General features: G+C 67.4%; 15 protein-coding genes and 1 pseudogene. 15 read left to right on the forward strand and 1 reads right to left on the reverse strand.

The window, feature by feature from the left end; translation table 11 throughout:
• The 3 genes from FCK90_RS08645 to focA all read left to right on the forward strand — a co-directional run.
• On the forward strand, window positions 1–1,439 hold a 1,439-nt coding region (locus FCK90_RS08645; protein ID WP_246180104.1), incomplete at its 5' end, for a molybdopterin-dependent oxidoreductase.
• 11 nt (window positions 1,440–1,450) lie between these two features.
• The gene (locus FCK90_RS08650; protein WP_158033920.1) at window positions 1,451–1,669 is read left to right on the forward strand and encodes a hypothetical protein; all 219 of its coding nucleotides are present in this window, start codon (window positions 1,451–1,453) and stop codon (window positions 1,667–1,669) included.
• A 33-nt stretch (window positions 1,670–1,702) separates the two neighbouring features.
• Window positions 1,703–2,611 (forward strand): formate transporter FocA, encoded by a 909-nt coding sequence (gene focA, locus FCK90_RS08655; RefSeq protein WP_181954250.1) that lies wholly within the window; start codon window positions 1,703–1,705, stop codon window positions 2,609–2,611.
• Window positions 2,612–2,697: 86 nt separating this feature from the next.
• On the opposite strand, the gene FCK90_RS08660 is transcribed toward focA, so the two are convergent.
• Complete coding sequence (locus tag FCK90_RS08660) at window positions 2,698–3,384, reverse strand: Crp/Fnr family transcriptional regulator (protein WP_158033921.1); 687 nt, start codon at window positions 3,382–3,384, stop codon at window positions 2,698–2,700.
• Between the two features lie 166 nt (window positions 3,385–3,550).
• On the opposite strand from FCK90_RS08660, the gene FCK90_RS08665 reads away from it, so the two are divergent.
• The 12 genes and pseudogenes from FCK90_RS08665 (at window position 3,551) to merA (ending at window position 15,650) form a co-directional block, all read left to right on the forward strand.
• Entirely contained in the window at window positions 3,551–3,784 is a 234-nt protein-coding gene (locus tag FCK90_RS08665; protein ID WP_158033922.1) for a heavy-metal-associated domain-containing protein, read from the forward strand.
• Between the two features lie 88 nt (window positions 3,785–3,872).
• On the forward strand, window positions 3,873–5,873 hold the full coding sequence (locus FCK90_RS08670; RefSeq protein WP_158033923.1) for a heavy metal translocating P-type ATPase: 2,001 nt from the start codon (window positions 3,873–3,875) through the stop codon (window positions 5,871–5,873).
• A gap of 118 nt (window positions 5,874–5,991) precedes the next feature.
• On the forward strand, window positions 5,992–6,417 hold the full coding sequence (locus FCK90_RS08675; RefSeq protein ID WP_158033924.1) for a cupin domain-containing protein: 426 nt from the start codon (window positions 5,992–5,994) through the stop codon (window positions 6,415–6,417).
• Between the two features lie 66 nt (window positions 6,418–6,483).
• Window positions 6,484–7,389 (forward strand): NADP-dependent oxidoreductase, encoded by a 906-nt coding sequence (locus FCK90_RS08680; RefSeq protein WP_158033925.1) that lies wholly within the window; start codon window positions 6,484–6,486, stop codon window positions 7,387–7,389.
• A gap of 409 nt (window positions 7,390–7,798) precedes the next feature.
• Window positions 7,799–8,707 carry a helix-turn-helix transcriptional regulator gene (locus FCK90_RS08685; RefSeq protein ID WP_158033926.1) on the forward strand — a complete coding sequence of 303 codons (909 nt, stop codon included), beginning with the start codon at window positions 7,799–7,801 and terminating at the stop codon, window positions 8,705–8,707.
• A gap of 232 nt (window positions 8,708–8,939) precedes the next feature.
• The gene (locus tag FCK90_RS08690; RefSeq protein WP_158033927.1) at window positions 8,940–10,052 is read left to right on the forward strand and encodes an ArdC-like ssDNA-binding domain-containing protein; all 1,113 of its coding nucleotides are present in this window, start codon (window positions 8,940–8,942) and stop codon (window positions 10,050–10,052) included.
• Window positions 10,053–10,114: 62 nt separating this feature from the next.
• Window positions 10,115–10,858 (forward strand): annotated as a pseudogene (locus FCK90_RS08695) (bifunctional DNA primase/polymerase); the annotation flags it as partial.
• A 130-nt stretch (window positions 10,859–10,988) separates the two neighbouring features.
• Window positions 10,989–11,822 (forward strand): DUF2637 domain-containing protein, encoded by an 834-nt coding sequence (locus FCK90_RS08700; protein WP_181954251.1) that lies wholly within the window; start codon window positions 10,989–10,991, stop codon window positions 11,820–11,822.
• On the forward strand, window positions 11,819–12,235 hold the full coding sequence (locus FCK90_RS08705) for a hypothetical protein (protein ID WP_158033928.1): 417 nt from the start codon (window positions 11,819–11,821) through the stop codon (window positions 12,233–12,235). The genes FCK90_RS08700 and FCK90_RS08705 overlap by 4 nt, the downstream gene beginning before the upstream one ends.
• An 86-nt stretch (window positions 12,236–12,321) precedes the next feature.
• Window positions 12,322–13,230, forward strand: coding sequence for a hypothetical protein (locus tag FCK90_RS08710; protein ID WP_158033929.1), 909 nt, complete (start codon window positions 12,322–12,324; stop codon window positions 13,228–13,230).
• A complete protein-coding gene (locus tag FCK90_RS08715; protein ID WP_246180105.1) occupies window positions 13,227–14,105 on the forward strand; it encodes a ParB N-terminal domain-containing protein in 879 nt (292 codons plus the stop codon). The genes FCK90_RS08710 and FCK90_RS08715 overlap by 4 nt, the downstream gene beginning before the upstream one ends.
• 114 nt (window positions 14,106–14,219) lie before the next feature.
• Window positions 14,220–15,650, forward strand: coding sequence for a mercury(II) reductase (gene merA, locus FCK90_RS08720; protein WP_158033930.1), 1,431 nt, complete (start codon window positions 14,220–14,222; stop codon window positions 15,648–15,650).
• The last annotated feature ends 124 nt before the right edge of the window (window positions 15,651–15,774 follow it).

Raw genomic sequence — 15,774 nt, forward strand, 5'->3', positions numbered from 1 at the left:
TTCAGGAACTAACGACACGCGACACTAGGTTGTGGTGGCGCAACGACAGCAAACCGGGCACTGAATGGCTGAAGTTTACGCGCCAGGAGCTCCCCCAGGAGGAGGGCGTCTACACCTCGCTCATGGACGAGCGGAGCGCGAGCCCGATCTTCACGTTGCCCGGCCGGAAGAACATCGGTCTCGGTCGTCACTTCCACGGGTTCGGCGTCACGCTCTGGCTGATCAACGGACTGGCCTACGTCGTCCTGCTGTTCGGCACCGGTCTGTGGCGGCGCATCGTCCCGACCTCGTGGGACATCTTCCCGGAGGCGTGGGAATCGATGAAGATCTACGCGGGTTTCGGGGTCCCCGACATCGAGTACTTCACCCTGTACGACGCCCTTCAGATGCTCACGTACACGGGTGTCATCTTCATCCTCGCGCCGTTCCTCATCCTCACGGGCCTGGCGATGTCGCCGGCCATCCGTTCGCGCTTCCCGCGCTACGTGAGGTTCTGGGGCGGTCACCAGGGCGCGCAGTCGCTGCACTTCATCGGCATGGTGCTGATGACGCTGTTCATTATCGGGCATGTCGGGCTGGTCTTTCTCGTGCACCCCGAGTACAACCTTCCGCACATGGTCTTCGGGGTCACCGACACCGCCCGGTACGCGCAGGCATTCACGATCGTCCTCATCACGATCGTCCTCGTGTTCGCGTTCTGGATCGGGCTCAGCTACGCCTCGCTGATTAACCGGCCACTCACCCAGAAGATCCTCGTCACCCTGACCGAGCCGGTCCGCAAGATCGGGCTCAACTGGATGAAGCCGCGGATGCACAAGCAGAACGCCTACACGGAGAAGGAGCTGTCCGAGTTCCACTGGACGAACGGCCTGCCACCGACCGAGGACGAGTCCACCGAGTGGCTCCACCACCGTGACACCGGATGGAAGGACTGGCGCCTCAAGGTGGGGAACGCACTTGACGACAGCTCGATCGAGCTCAGCCTCGACGAGCTCAAGGCGATGCCGAAGACCGAGTACATCGCCGTCCACACGTGCATGCAGGGCTGGTCGGCCACCTCGAAGTGGGCGGGCGTCAAGCTCACCGACGTCCTCGACCTGCTCGGCCCCCGGCCCGAGGGTGCCAACTATGTGATGATCACGTCCCACGGTCTGGCCCAGGAGATGTGGGACCACCGTCCCCGCGAGCCCTTCTATACGGTGCTCGACCTGAAGATGCTCGACGAGGACAACACGATCCTCGCCTACGAGCGCAACGACCGGCCCCTCGACATCCACCTCGGGGCGCCGCTCCGGCTGCGCGTGGAGTCCAACCACGGCTACAAGATGGTCAAGTGGATCAGGTCCATCGAGTGGATCCGGGACTACGCCGAGTACGGTGACGGCCGCGGGGGGACCCGCGAGGACGGCGCCATGCAGGCGTTCAACGGAGTGATCTGAGAGGGGACCAGTTGATCAGCACGACCTTCATCGTCAAGGGCATGCGGACCAGCGGCGATGCACGCACCGTGCAGGCCGCGATGTACCACGTGACCGGCGTCGGTGGCGCCGCGACCGAGATCGAAGACCAGGAGTCGCGCATCATCCTCAAGCACAAGGATGACATCGTGCTCGACCCCGTCGTCATCGACCAGGCCCTGCGACAGGCGGGCAACTACTCGATCGCCTGACACCGCCCGATCCCAGTCAGCGAAGGAGCCGAAATGGCCGACGACCACGAGTCCGCAGCCATGCCGACCCCGGCGCAGATGGCACAGACCGCGGAGGACGCCGCCTACGCGAAGGCGACCGGGTGGCCACTCAAGTCCTTCCTGCTCGGCCTGACCGCCGGCGGCTACATCGCGCTTGGGTTCGTCTTCTTCACGACGAGCCAGGTCGGCGCGGAGGGTCTCCCCCTCGGCGTGGCGAAGGTGCTCGGTGGCCTGGTCTTCTCCAGCGGCCTCGCCCTCGTGGTGCTCACCGGGGCCGAGCTGTTCACCTCGTCGACGTTGACCCTCACCGCTCGCGCGAGCGGCCGGATCACGTGGTTCCAGCTGCTGCGGAACTGGGGGATCGTCTACGTCGCCAACTTCTTCGGCGCCTTGACGATCGTCGTGCTCATCTACGCTGGCGGGACGTGGCGCACCGCCGAGGGCGGATGGGGCGCCGTCGTCCTCGACACCGCCTCGAGCAAGGTCTCGCACACGTTCCTCGAGGCCTTCGTGCTCGGCATCCTGTGCAACCTCTTGGTCTGCCTCGCGATCTGGGCCGCCTACTCGGGCCGCACCACGACGGACAAAATCCTCGCCGTGACGATGCCCATCGCCCTGTTCGTCGCCACAGGCTTCGAGCACTCTGTCGCCAACATGTTCATGATCCCCTTGGCGATCCTCATCAAGGACACCGCGGGGGCCGACTTCTTCGCCGGTGCGGGGATCGACGCGGCCGCGTACGGCGATCTAACGTGGAACGCGTTCTACGTGGACAACCTACTGCCCGTCACGCTCGGCAACATCGTCGGCGGTGGAGTGATGATCGGTGTCCTCTACTGGACGATCTTCCACTACGCCGAGCGACGGAAACAGGAGCCCGAGCGCGGCGGCAAGGGCATCGCCTCCGGTGCGGGGTCCTGACTTAAGACTCCGGCCAAACGGACGACGGCGCTCGGCTCATCACCAGCGCCGGAGACCCCGGCGTCAATCCGACACGGTACCCGGCTCTAACGAGGTGTGGCCACGCGTTCAAGTTCATCGGCGTCGAGGATCGAGACGTCACGGCGTCCGTGGAGGTCGATGACGCCGGAGGCGGAGAAAGCGGCGAGGCGTCGGCTCAGGGTTTCGGGCGTGGTGCCCAGGTAGGCGGCGATTTCCTGCTTCGCCATCGGCAGCCGCACCGTAGCGATTCCGTCTCGCATGCTGCTGCCGGGCAGATCCAGCAGGTAGGCGGCGACACGGGCGTTGACGTCGCTGGAGGTGATCGCGGCGAGCAGTCGCTCGACTGAGGAGAGTCGGTCGGAGAGTGTCCGCAGCATCCGCTGACTGATGTCGGGGTAGTCGCGTAGCAGGCCCGAGAGGTCAGCGTGGTCGAAGACGCACATCCGACTGTCTTCGAGCGCGACGACGAGGTCCACCGGGCGATGGCCCGTCAGGAAGGTCCGTTCCCCCACGACATCACCGTCGGTCACTGTTCGCAGGATCTGTTCCTGGCCATTGGGCGCCGTGGCGCTGACCTTGAGCTGTCCTTTGTGCATCACCAGCAGGCGCGACACGGACTGCCCTGGAGAACAAACAATCGTCCCCTTGTCGACGGACACCGGGCGGACGAAGTCGGCGACGTGCAGCTGCTCCTGGCGCGTCAGCCCTTGGAAGATCGGGACGCGCCCTACGCACAGCTCATCCTCAGGCATGCCTCAAGCCTACCGGAATCGGCGCTGGCGCTACGACGCCGGATGCCGTCAGGAGCGCCTGGTGCGGTGCCGCCCGAACTTGATCTGGATCAAGGAGTTCCCCGTGGCCCGAACCTATCGTGAAGGTGTCAATAAAAGGAACACCACCGTGAAAGGGATTCTCACAATGACTACCTCCACCGCCACCCACACCCTTCTGAGGGCTGAAGGGTTCTCCTGCCCGTCCTGTGTGGCCAAGATCGAGAAGCAGGTCGGCCGACTCAAGGGTGTCGAGAATGTGAAGGTCCATTTCGCCTCCTCCCGCATCGAGATCGACCACGACGCCGAGCGCGTCTCCGTAGACGACCTCGTGGCTGCCGTGGCCAAGGCCGGCTATAAGGCCACTCCCTCCGCATTCTAAGGCCGCGGCCCCTGCTAGCGGGCACATCCTTCCCACATTCCTATCCGCCGGGCCGCCGGCACTTATCGTAGAAAGGGCGTACCTGAAAGTGAACAGGTTCCAGAAATGGGTCTATGGGAACTGGTCGGTCCCCGTGGTCTCTGGCGTGCTCATCATCATCTCCTTCGCCGTTCAGCGGCTAGCCGGGGGTGCGGCCAACCTGACCATCAGTCCCCAGTGGTGGCTCGATGCCGGCACCCACGCCACCCATGCCAGCGCGGTCTTCACCCTCGCGGACGTGTTCATGGTCGCTGCCGCGGTGGTCGCCGGCTCCGGGATCGTGATCAAGGCGGTTCGCGCACTGATCGCCAGGGTCATCGGGATTGACCTGCTGGTGTCGGTTGCGGCGCTCGGCGCGGTCATCATCGGCAACTTCTGGGAGGCCGCGGCGGTCACGTTCCTGTTCGCGATCGGGCACGCTCTGGAAGCTGCGACCCTGAACAAGACGCGTTCGGCACTGGCCGAGCTTGTCGCCGTCGCCCCGGATTCCGCCGTCGTCGTGCGCGATGGTGAACAACAGGAGATCCCTGCCGGACAGGTGAGGATGGGCGAGATCGTCCTGGTCAAGAACGGCGCGAAGGTCCCCGTGGACGGTCAGGTCGTCTCCGGCACCGGCGCCATCGAAGAGGCCTCCATCACCGGCGAATCGATGCCGGTGGAGAAATCTAAAGGCGACCAGGTGTTCGCCGGTACCGTCTCGCGAGGCGGCTTCCTGCAAGTGTTGGCTACCGGCATCGGCGCGGACACCACCCTGGCCCGCATCATTCATCGGGTGGAGGAGGCCCAGGACGCCAAGGCCCGCACCCAGGCCTTCATGGACCGCTTCTCCCAGTGGTACACCCCCGCAGTGATGGTGCTGGCACTGGTGGCCGGACTGATCGCTGGCGACGTGGTCCTCGCGTTGACCCTGCTGGTCATCGGCTGCCCCGGCGCCCTGGTCATCTCCATTCCGGTCGCGATCGTGGCCGGCATCGGCAGGGCCGCCCGTAATGGCATCCTGATCAAGGGGGGCGAGTTCCTGGAGACCTCGGCGAAAATCTCAGCGGTCGCCGTGGACAAGACCGGCACCCTCACCGAGGGACAGCCTCGGCTGACCGACGTCGTGGTCCTGGATCCGACACGGGACCGTGCCGAGGTGCTGCGTTGGGCCGCTGCGGCCGAAGCCGGGTCGGAGCACCCGCTGGCCCGCCCCATCCTTGAGACAGCGCGCGAGGACGGGGTGGCCCCGGAAGGGATTCCCGGCACCGTCACCCCGGTTCCCGGTAAGGGCATCGTGTCCGATGTCGCCGGCCAACGGGTGCTCATCGGCAACCCGCCGCTACTGGACCAGTACGGCGTCCCCGACGACGGCAGCGCCGCCCAGGCGGCGGAAGCGCTAGCCTCTGACGGCAAAACGCCGATGATCGTGGCCGTCGACGACACGGTGATCGGCGTCGTCGCGGTGGCCGACCAGATCCGCCGGGATGCCCCCGAAATGGTCGCCCGGCTCCACCAAGCCGGCGTCGAGAAGGTCGTCATGCTCACCGGTGACACCCGGCTGGTAGCCGAGGCCGTCGGGAAGGCCACCGGGATCGACGAGATCCACGCCTCCCTCCTCCCCGAAGACAAGCTGGACGTGGTCGCGCAGATACAGCGCCAGGGCCACACCATCGCCATGGTCGGCGACGGCGTCAATGACGCCCCGGCCCTTGCCACCGCCAACATCGGCGTGGCAATGGGTGCGGCAGGCTCGGCCGTGGCCGTGGAGACCGCGGACATCGCTCTGATGGGTGACAACCTGCTCAAACTGCCGGAGGCTATTGGCCTGGCCAAGCGGACCGTGTCAGTGATGAGGCAGAACATCGCGATTGCCCTGATAACCGTGGTGCTGCTGCTGGCCGGTGTTTTCGCCGGTGGGGTGACCATGTCCGTCGGCATGCTCGTCCACGAAGCCTCCGTACTGGTGGTCATCATCAATGCGATGCGACTGCTGCGAAAGACCCGCGCTTCGACCGCGCCGCCAAAGAGCGAGAAGACCACCGAGAAAGGGGCGAAGCAGGTAACCGTCTGACATCGAATTCGCGTGGCGGTCCGGAGCACCTCGTCCCCGGCCGTCCGGACAGACACGAAAACTCAGACAGCGACACCACCCACACAGACAGCTGCACAGGAAGCAGAGGAGATCAGCCATGACCGAAAAGAACTTCACCCTTGGAGACAACGTCGAGCACTTCACTATCGCGGATGTCGCCCGGGACAATCCGGACTTTCGGAAGGTGCTGTGGACCGGCGAACACGCCCAGATCGTTGTCATGACGATTCCGCCCGGTGGTGAGATCGGCGACGAGGTCCACGGACACACCGACCAGATCCTGACCTTTGTCTCCGGGGCCGGCGAGGCCGACCTCAACGGCCACACCCACCCCATCGAGGCAGGCGACCAGTGCGCGATTCCTGCCGGCGCCCAGCACAACTTCCGCAACACCGGCGAGGAGTCGTTGGTGCTCTACACCGTCTACAGCCCGCCGGAACACGCTGTCGGTGCCGCCTTCGCTACCAAGGGCGAAGCCGACGCTGCCGAAGAGGCCGGCCGGGACGAACCGCCGCGGCGCTGAACATCGCCATCCTGGCGAACCAACTGCGACGCCGAGACCGAACTATTGAGAAGGAGATCCCATCCCATGTCCAAGGTCTACGTGTTCAACGACTACGGCGGGCCCGAGACCCAGCAGCTGGTCGACCGGCCTGTTCCAGGGCCCGGACCCGGCGAACTCGCCATCGTGGTGCGGGCCGCCGGAGTGAACCCGGCGGACTGGAAGATCCGCGAGGGCCAGCTGGGTCGCCATTGGAGCCTGCCGGCGCCGATGGGCCGTGAGGCGGCCGGTGTAATCACCCAGGTCGGCTACGGGATCGAGGACTTCACCGTGGGCGACGAGGTGCTCGGGCTGGTGGCACCCGGGCAAGGCGGGCTGGCCGAGCACACACTGTTGCGCGCCTCCACGACCGTGGCCAAGCCCGAGGAGGTCTCCTTTGCCGACGCTGCCACCATCCCGGTGGCCGGGGCCACCGCCTACGACGTCACCCATCAGCTCGAACTTGAACCTGGCCAGACCCTCCTGCTGCTCGGCGCGGGCGGCGGGGTGGGCCTGATGGCCGCCCAGATCGGACGGGTGCACGAGTTCACGGTCATCGGTGTGGCCAGCGCAGTCAAGCGGGGCTTGGTCGAGTCCACCGGTGCCATCTTCGTTGAATCCGGTTCGAACCTGCCCGAACGGGTGCGGGAGATCAGTCCCGACGGGCCAGATCTGATTGTCGACCTCGTCGGCGGGGATGCGCTGCGCGCCGTCGCGGACTTGGTGCCCGACAGGGCCCGGATCATCTCCGCGGCTGATCTGGACACTGCCGCCGAGCTGGGTGGTCTGGCCCTGGCACGCACGAGTGAGGCAATGGGGAAGATCACCGAGGTGATCCAATACGGACTGGTCGATCCCCACGTGGGCACCCAGTTCAGCCTTGATGAAGCAGGGCAGGCGATTGCCACAGTCGAGACCCGGCATGCCGCCGGCAAGATCGTCGTGGTGCCCTGAGGCGAGACCCCCGGTGCCGGGAGGGACATGATGAGCACGCGCTCTACTTTCGGCGACGGGACGCTCTGCTGCGGTTGCTCCTGGCATCGGCCTCAGCTCGACACGCTCAGGACGAGCCGAGAGGTGGGGAGGACCTCGATGTCGGTCGAATCGTCATATGCGATGGTGACACGCGCTGCGCAGTCGGGTACGGGGAACGTTTCCTGCACCCGTGCGGTGATCGGAGGCGGTACTGCTTCCATCACCCTTGCCGCGAATGTACTCGGTGCTGTAGCGCCATCCGGAGGCAGCCATCGAGACGCTCGTTTGCTGGTCCTGCATGGACCGGGCGACACCTCGGCCCCATGTCATCCACAAAGCGGCGTAACGAGGCGCGACGCTGACCCGGACGGTGCGGGCGCGTGATGGCATGGGGATCGGATGTTTCTCCCCGGTGCTTGCCCGCACACGCTCCATCCACGCTCCCATCTCTCCGGTCGCCTATGACTGCGTCAAGTTGATCTTTGTGCGCTCGGGCTCTGCGATCCTGCTCAGCGAGTTCGGTGAGAAGCCGGTCACCGTCGGCAATGCTGTGGTGTTGGGGGCAAACACTCTGTGCGGCAGTGAGCCCGAGGGCTGGGTCACGGTCACCACGCTGTACCTCGACCGTGACTACATCATCGACCAGGTGTTCTGGCAGCACGCCGCATTGCTGGCCGATCGGTTGGATGCCCAGGGCTTCGCCGACGAGCTGTACTCCGAGCCTGCACAGATACTGCTCCTGGGTGAGGACCGCGCCGGGATGCTGATGCCTTGGCTGGACGAGATGGTGGCGCTCTGCATCGATGGACCCTCACCGGAGAGCTTCTACCGGCTCCAGGCGCTGCTGTTCGCGGTGCTGGATGTGATCGCCCCCTTCGTCAAGACGACTCCGGTCCGGGGGACACCGTCCCAACGGCTGGCGACGTGGCCCGGCTTGCCCCACCACCGCCGGTTCGCGCCCTTGCGAGCCGAAGCACGCGAGGCCGCCGGACTCCTGCGCACCGCGACAGCACGGCGGTGGACAATCCACGAGCTTGCCGAGGCGGTACACCTTTCGCCGTCCCAGCTGGGCCGGGTCTTCGTCGACGCCTACGGGAAAACACCGATGACGTACCTGGCGACACTGCGCGCCCAAGAGTTGGCGCGTCTGCTGCGCGATACCAATCTGCCCATCAAGGTCGCGATGCGTGAAGTCGGCTGGCACAGCCGCGGGCATGCCGCGCGACTCTTCCGCCAGTGTGTCGGAGCAAGCCCGACCCGCTACCGCCAGCTCGTTTGGCAGAAGGCCGTCAGCTGACGACTCGGTACACATCGGAGCACCTGCGATACGGGATTTCGCATCATCACTCGATCCCGTGCTCTTGTCGCCTGACGGGCTGGTAGTCCGGTGAGTTACGTCGGGTTCACTGCCGCACCTGACGGTCACTTCGTTCTCCGTGGTCCGTCTTCGTGTTGGTGCTCCCGGCGCACCTGATGGTCACCGAGCCGATCGACTCGGTGCTCAGGGTATCCGGAGGGAGGCAGCGGCGATGGCGACGACACGGGAAGCATCCCAGGCCGCGCGGGAGGCGAAGCTCGACGAACTGCACGAGCGGCTGACCGGCGCGGTCGAACAGCTCGTCTCGGGCGAGGACTGGGCGCGGGCGCTCGCGTTCGCGGCACGGTTAAGGGCCAGATCGTTCTCGAACACGCTGCTGATCTGGGCCCAGCACCAGGGCGCCTATGAGGCGGGCCGGGTGCCGGAGCCGATGCCGACGTATGTGGCCGGGTACCGGCAGTGGCAGGCCCTGGGCAGGCAGGTCGAGAAGGGGCAGTCTGGATACCAGATTCTCGCCCCAGTCACCGGCCGGTTCGCGTCATCGAATCCAGCGGATGCGGAGACGTGGCGGCGCCTGGGCAAGAGTGAGAAGCCCCGGTCGGGCGAGGTGGTCCGGTCGAAGATGATCACCGTCAAGCCTGCCTACGTGTGGGACGCCTCCCAGACTTCCGGGCAGCCGATCCCGGAGCCGCCGGCGCCGACGCTCTTGGAAGGCGAATCCCCCACCGGTCTGTGGGATGGGCTGGCCGACCACGTGCGCGCTCAGGGGTTTGCGGTGCTGCGGGTGCCGCATGAGGGCATGATCCACGGCGCCAACGGCGTCACCGATTACACCGCGAAGACGGTGGCGGTCCGGGAGAACATGGACCCTGCCGCGCAGGTGAAGACGCTAGCCCACGAACTCGGCCACGTCCTGCTCCACGGCCCCGACAGCGACGAGGCGCGTCAACATCGTGGCATCGGAGAGGTGGAGGCGGAATCGGTCGCGCTGATGATCGGCGCCGCCCATGGCATGGACACTTCCGGCTACACGATCCCCTACGTCTCCACGTGGGCCGTCCGGGTGGACGGGAAAGAGCCCGGCGAGATCGTCAAGGCCACCGGAGAGCGGGTCCGCAAGACCGCATTGCTGATCCTGGACCGGCTCGACACCGCACAGGTGACCGACGGCGCCCCGCCCGGCCTGAACCGCGACGCACCACATCGCGAGGAGACTTCCCGCAAGCAGCCGAGCCACGAAGCCCCTGAGCGCCGGGTCACACCGCTGCCCGAGCCCGAAACCCGAACGGTCACTGCATCCGCGACACAGGCCAGGGCATTGTGACGCCCGCGGTGGACGCTGTCGCCAACGTGCTGAGACGCGCCAGCCCGCAGCCGGTCTCGGTAGTGGCGCGGGAACTGGCCGCCGCCGGGGTGCCGGTCTTCCCGTGCCTGCCCGGCGGCAAGCGTCCCCTGACGACGCATGGCTTCCACGACGCCACCCTCGACTTCGAACGGATCACGGCGTGGTGGCACGAGCATCCGGAAGCGAACCTCGCCGTCCCCACCGGCGCGGCGTCCGGGCTGGTGGTCGTCGATATCGACGTTCACGGGCCCGTCGACGGATACCGGGAGTTCGAGCGCGCCCACCGTGCCGGGTTGGTGTCAGGGTGGCAGCTTCTCGTGACGACGCCATCGGGTGGGATGCACGCCTACTATCCGGCCACACCAGGCCGGGAACAGCGCTCGTGGCAGACCGCGCGCGCCGGAATCGACTTCCGCGGGGACGGCGGGTACATCGTCGTCCCACCCTCGACGGTGCCCACGAACGGCAGCACCGGTCAATACCGCGTGCGTCGGGTGAACACCGGTGAGTCGTCGGTGCTCGACTCCGACCGGCTACGAGAGTTCCTCGATCCCCGTCCCACGCCGCACCGCAGGGCGGGCCAGGAGGTGGAACGGTCAGCGGATGTCTCGCGCCTGACAGCGTGGGTCGCCGCCCGCAGCGAAGGGGAACGGAACCGAGGCCTGTTCTGGGCCGCCTGCCGCCTCGCCGAGAACAGCATCCCGGCGCCGGAGGCACTGGATGTGCTCTCAGCCGCGGCCTCGGAGGCGGGCCTGGGTGAGCGAGAGATCACCGCGACCGTCCGCTCGGCCTACCGCACCGCCCAACCCCGACTCCAGATCTCCTCGCGGGTCCGGGACGGTTCGTCGCCGGCAACGGACGGGTGGTTCAGTCCGGAGGCGACGGTGCGGCCGTCGCCTCCGGTGCGGGGCTGTCATGACCCTCCATGCCAGCAGCACCGGGCAGAGGAGCCGGCGATGGGCGGTGGTCACCGCGGTGGCCGGGACCGTGTTCATCGCCGCCGGCGCGTTCTGGCTGTCGTTCACCGCGCTGGCCGATCTCGCCGCTCGGTCCGGCGTCGGCGGCTCGCAGGCGTGGGCATGGCCGCTGATCGTCGACGGCATCATCGTTGTCGCCACCGTCGCCGTTGTCGCACGGGCCGGACAGCGATCAGCGTGGTACCCGTGGGCACTGCTGATCGGCGGCGCTGCCGTCTCGGTGACCGCCAACGCCCTCCACGCCGTCGTCGCCGCGGATGCCGATGTCCCCGGGGTGCTGGCCGCATCCGTTGCCGCGGTGCCCCCGGTGGTGCTTCTGGCGATCACCCACCTGACCGTCATCCTCACCCGACCACAACCAGCTCCCGAAGATCCGACGTCCGGCGACGACGCCGTGTCCAGTGACATGTCCGTGTCCATCGAGGAATCCGACGTGGACGGGATGCCGGCGCCAACGCCGGGGTCGGGAGCTGGGCAATCAGAGGAGACCCAGGCGGTCGGCACGGTGCGGGCGCCGAGGCGGGACGAGATCGAACCGGCGTTGGCAACTGGCGCTACATCGGCACCGGCGGATGAGAGCGCTGAACCGACGGTCGACCCCCGGGCGGCGGCCTCCACCGCTCGGCGTGCTCGCGCGGCGGAACTGCGCGGACAGGGGTGGTCGAACAAGAAGATCGCCCGGGAACTAGGCGTGCATCCCTCCACCGTGGGCCGCTGGTTCACCAGCGCGCACCTTCTCGACAGCACCGATGTCGAGGAGGCGGCCCCATGAGTTCCGAACACGACCACGATCCGCGGCCGCCCGACGCCGCCGAGCAGACACCCGAGCCGGAGTCCGCGCGCATGGCGCCGGAGTCCGTCGAGAAGACCGAGGCACTGGACGTGGTCCGGGCCGCACGGGCCTCCCACCGGCGCGGAGCCGGATGGCAGAGCCCGGCAGCGGCGGAGGCGAGGCGCGCGCGGGGGGTGGAGTGGGTTCGGCCCACGGACCTGATCGCCCGCCACGGGGCGGCCCTCGCTGGCCGCGGTATCGACTTCGAGATCGAGCTGGCCCGCCGCACCCGCACCCCGATCACCACCAGTACCCGGCACCTGGGTGACCGGGCCCACCGACTGCCGCCACTGTCGGCATTCGGCCGCAGCACCGCCCAGGCTGCTCCGTCACGCCGGGTCGGGATGAGTTGAGCGGGTGGTGACGAGCGATGCGAATGCCAGCAGAAACGGCGCGTGGGGGCGGCGGGTGCACCTGCTTGTCAGGAGGTGCCCTGACCATGACCGCACACACCCAGCCCGTTCACGACACACTGCTCACCGGCATCGAGGATGTCACCACCGGTGAAGGCCTGCGCGCCCTGCTGCACCGGCTCCACCACGGCGGGCGTCACGCCTGGCAGCACGATCCGCAAGCAGCAGAGCTGATGCAGTTCGTCGCGGAGAAGTACGCGCCGCTGGCGCGCAAGCACGGGCTGGACCCGTGGGAGGCCGCCTCTGCGGCGTTCGACGTGATGCGCACCCGGGCAGCCCGCGAGGCGCACGATCCGTGGGCGGTGATCACGCACGCGGTACGGATCACCTGCATCTTCGAAGAACGCGCCCAAGGACTGCTCTGCTCGGTCCACCAAGCCCGCCGCCCCCACGTATCCGCCTTCCACGACCCGGAACGGTTCTCCGACCGCGAGAACCCTCTGACCGACTACCACCCCGCCTTCCACATCCCCGCCGCCGACGCACCGGACGCCACCGACGAGATACCGGCATCGGAGCGGGCCAGCACCTCAGCAGGCTCGGCAGTCGAAAACGCGATCGCGCTGTTCACACTCCTGGACTGGCCTGCCGACACGGCCCGGGCTGCGATCGAGCACGTCTGCGGAGCACTCACCCGGGCCGGCACCCGACAGACCGCCTACGAGTCGCTGCGACGCGACAAGCATGCCCGCGCCCTGCTCGACCTCCCCAGTCACTCCTGGACGGCGCTGTTGAAGGCCCTGCTGGGCCACCCGCACCCGGCCTACACCGCTACCGGCCTCGGCCGTGGGGTGCTGCTGCGCCTGCTGATCGGCGAAAGCCTGCCCGTGCTGCTGCGCGACGACGACCTCGTGCTCTCGGTCTCCCTCGCCGCCCCTGGCCGCCGTCGGAACCGCGGCGATGCCGATGAGCCCCGTGGGGGCGGGTCACGATGAGCGCGCCGGCGGGGTTTATCGAGCTGGAACGCACGGTCGCCTCGATCCAGGCCGGGCGCCGGCACCGCACCGAGCTGGGCGACATCGACGCACTCGCCGCCTCCATCGCCCGCGACGGCCTCCTCCAACCCATCACCATCACCCCCGACGGGGTCCTGGTCTGCGGAGCCCGACGGCTGGCCGCGATCCAGCAGCTCGGTTGGAAGACCGTCAACGTCTGGGTCCGCTCCGGCATCTCCGACCGCCTCGGCCACCTCCTGGCCGAACAGGACGACAACGTCCTGCACAAGCCCCTCACCCAGCTCGAAGGCGCCGCCCTGTACCGGGAGTTGAAACAGGTGATGGCCGAGGATGCCGCCCGCCGGCAGGCCGCGACCCAGTTCAGTGCACAGAGGCAGCCCGGTGACGACGGTGCGGGAAGATTTCCCGCACCGTCCGACCAGGGCCGGGCCAGCGAGCAGGCCGCCCGAATGATCCCCGGCAGCGCGTCCTACAAGACGCTGGACAAGATCAGCCACCTCCAGCACATCGCCGCCGACCCCGCCCAACCAGACGAACTACGCCAGCAGGCGACGACCGCCCTGGAACGCATCGACGCCGGCAACCCCGTCGACCCCCTCTACCGGCAGATCCGGGAACAGGCCGACACCGCACGAGGCGACCGCGACGCGGACCTGCACCAGCTCGCCGCCGACGCCCTGGCCCGGATCAAGACCACGACACCAAAGAGACACGCCCCACGGCTCACGCCCGCAGCGGGTCAGGGCGATGGTGAGCCGGTGCCGGTGCGGTATCCGGTGCGGGCGTTCGTGCTCACCTGGAGCGAACTGACCGACTGGTGGACCCACTACGACCTCGACCAGCTCGCCGCATGAGCCAGCTCCCCGATCCGCATGATGCCCTCCTCCGCCCACACTTGACCTTCCAGTGTAGTGGAAGGTTGAAACTGAAGGTCTGAGGCGAGTACCGACGTTAGGGAGGAACACATCATGGGCACGAAGGTCGATTTGGCGGTCATCGGATCAGGCGGTGCGGCATTCGCCGCAGCGATCCGGGCCACCGGCCTGGGCAAATCAGTGGTGATGATCGAGCGGTCAACGTTCGGGGGCACGTGCGTGAACACCGGTTGCATTCCCTCAAAGAGCCTGCTCGCGGCCGCCGAGGCGCGGCACACGGCAGCCGATGCCGCCCGGTTTCCCGGGATCGGGGCGACGAGCGACCCCGTGGACATGCCGGCCCTGGCCGGTGCCACACAGTCACTGGTGAAGTCCTTGCGCGGTGAGAAGTACGAGGACGTGGCCGCCGCCTATGGTTGGCGGGTCCTGCACGCCGACGCGTCCTTCGCTGGCACCCCGGACGCCCCGGTACTGCACACCGTCACCGGCGACGGCAAGGGCGAGACGATCGAGGCGGATCACTACCTGATCGCGACGGGATCAGCCCCCTGGGCGGCACCGATCCCGGGCCTGGCCACCGTGGACTATCTGACCTCGACCACCGCGATGGAACTCAGCCAGGTACCCAAGTCCCTGCTCGTGCTCGGTGGCGGCTACGTGGCGATGGAGCAAGCACAATTGTTCGCCCGACTCGGCGCCCGAGTCACCATGCTGGTCCGCTCCCGGCTGGCCTCGAAAGAAGAACCCGAAGCCTCCTGGGTCCTGGAGGACGTGTTCGCCGACGAAGGCATCCAGGTGATTCGACGCGCCGAGGTCACCTCCGTGGTCCACGACACGGCCAGCGGCCGGGTCGTCGCGACGACGAACGTCTCCGGCACCGAACAAGAGTTCCGAGCCGACCAGGTCCTGGTGGCCACCGGCCGTCGCCCGGTCACCGGGGGACTCAATCTCGACGCCGTCGGGGTCAAGACGGGCCAGACCGGAGAAGTCATGGTCACCGACCAGCTCCGGTCGACGAACCCCCGGGTCTGGGCGGCCGGGGACGTGACCGAGCACCACGAGTTCGTCTATGTCGCCGCACAACACGGGGCGATGATCGTCGACAACGCGTTCACCAGCGCCGACCGCACCGTGGACTACGCCCACCTGCCACGAGTGACGTTCACCAGTCCTGCACTGGCCGCCGTCGGCATGACCGAGGAACACGTCCTCACTGCCGGTATCCGTTGCGACTGCCGCGTCCTGCCCCTGAAATACGTGCCCCGCGCGCTGGTCAACCGGGACACCCGCGGCATGATCAAGATCGTCGCCGACGCCGACACCGGCCGCATCCTCGGACTCACCGCGGTCGCCAAAGACGCCGGCGAACTCGCCGCCGCCGGTGTCTACATCCTCGAAGCCAGGATGACACTCGAACAGGTCACCCGAAGCTGGGCGCCGTATCTGACCATGGCCGAAGGCATCAAGATCGCGGCCCAATCATTCACCACCGACGTCACCAAACTCTCCTGCTGCGCGGTATGACGCTCCGGGACAGACCCGATGTGATGAACAAGCGGCACCACGAGAACACCGACCGTGCCGGCCTCTCTGGAGAGAGTCGAAACCGCAATCATGGTGACCGCCTGCTGACGCCGCGCCCGCCTTC

This window comes from Kocuria coralli, assembly GCF_008831305.1.
Lineage (GTDB): Bacteria > Actinomycetota > Actinomycetes > Actinomycetales > Micrococcaceae > Kocuria > Kocuria coralli.

Coding starts and splice junctions, on each gene's coding strand:
- focA (WP_181954250.1), top strand. CDS start 1,703: ATGGCCGACGACCACGAGTCCGCAGCCATGCCGACCCCGGCGCAGATG.
- FCK90_RS08660 (WP_158033921.1), bottom strand. CDS start 3,384: ATGCCTGAGGATGAGCTGTGCGTAGGGCGCGTCCCGATCTTCCAAGGG.
- FCK90_RS08665 (WP_158033922.1), top strand. CDS start 3,551: ATGACTACCTCCACCGCCACCCACACCCTTCTGAGGGCTGAAGGGTTC.
- FCK90_RS08675 (WP_158033924.1), top strand. CDS start 5,992: ATGACCGAAAAGAACTTCACCCTTGGAGACAACGTCGAGCACTTCACT.
- FCK90_RS08680 (WP_158033925.1), top strand. CDS start 6,484: ATGTCCAAGGTCTACGTGTTCAACGACTACGGCGGGCCCGAGACCCAG.
- FCK90_RS08685 (WP_158033926.1), top strand. CDS start 7,799: ATGGGGATCGGATGTTTCTCCCCGGTGCTTGCCCGCACACGCTCCATC.
- FCK90_RS08690 (WP_158033927.1), top strand. CDS start 8,940: ATGGCGACGACACGGGAAGCATCCCAGGCCGCGCGGGAGGCGAAGCTC.
- FCK90_RS08700 (WP_181954251.1), top strand. CDS start 10,989: ATGACCCTCCATGCCAGCAGCACCGGGCAGAGGAGCCGGCGATGGGCG.
- FCK90_RS08705 (WP_158033928.1), top strand. CDS start 11,819: ATGAGTTCCGAACACGACCACGATCCGCGGCCGCCCGACGCCGCCGAG.
- FCK90_RS08710 (WP_158033929.1), top strand. CDS start 12,322: ATGACCGCACACACCCAGCCCGTTCACGACACACTGCTCACCGGCATC.
- FCK90_RS08715 (WP_246180105.1), top strand. CDS start 13,227: ATGAGCGCGCCGGCGGGGTTTATCGAGCTGGAACGCACGGTCGCCTCG.
- merA (WP_158033930.1), top strand. CDS start 14,220: ATGGGCACGAAGGTCGATTTGGCGGTCATCGGATCAGGCGGTGCGGCA.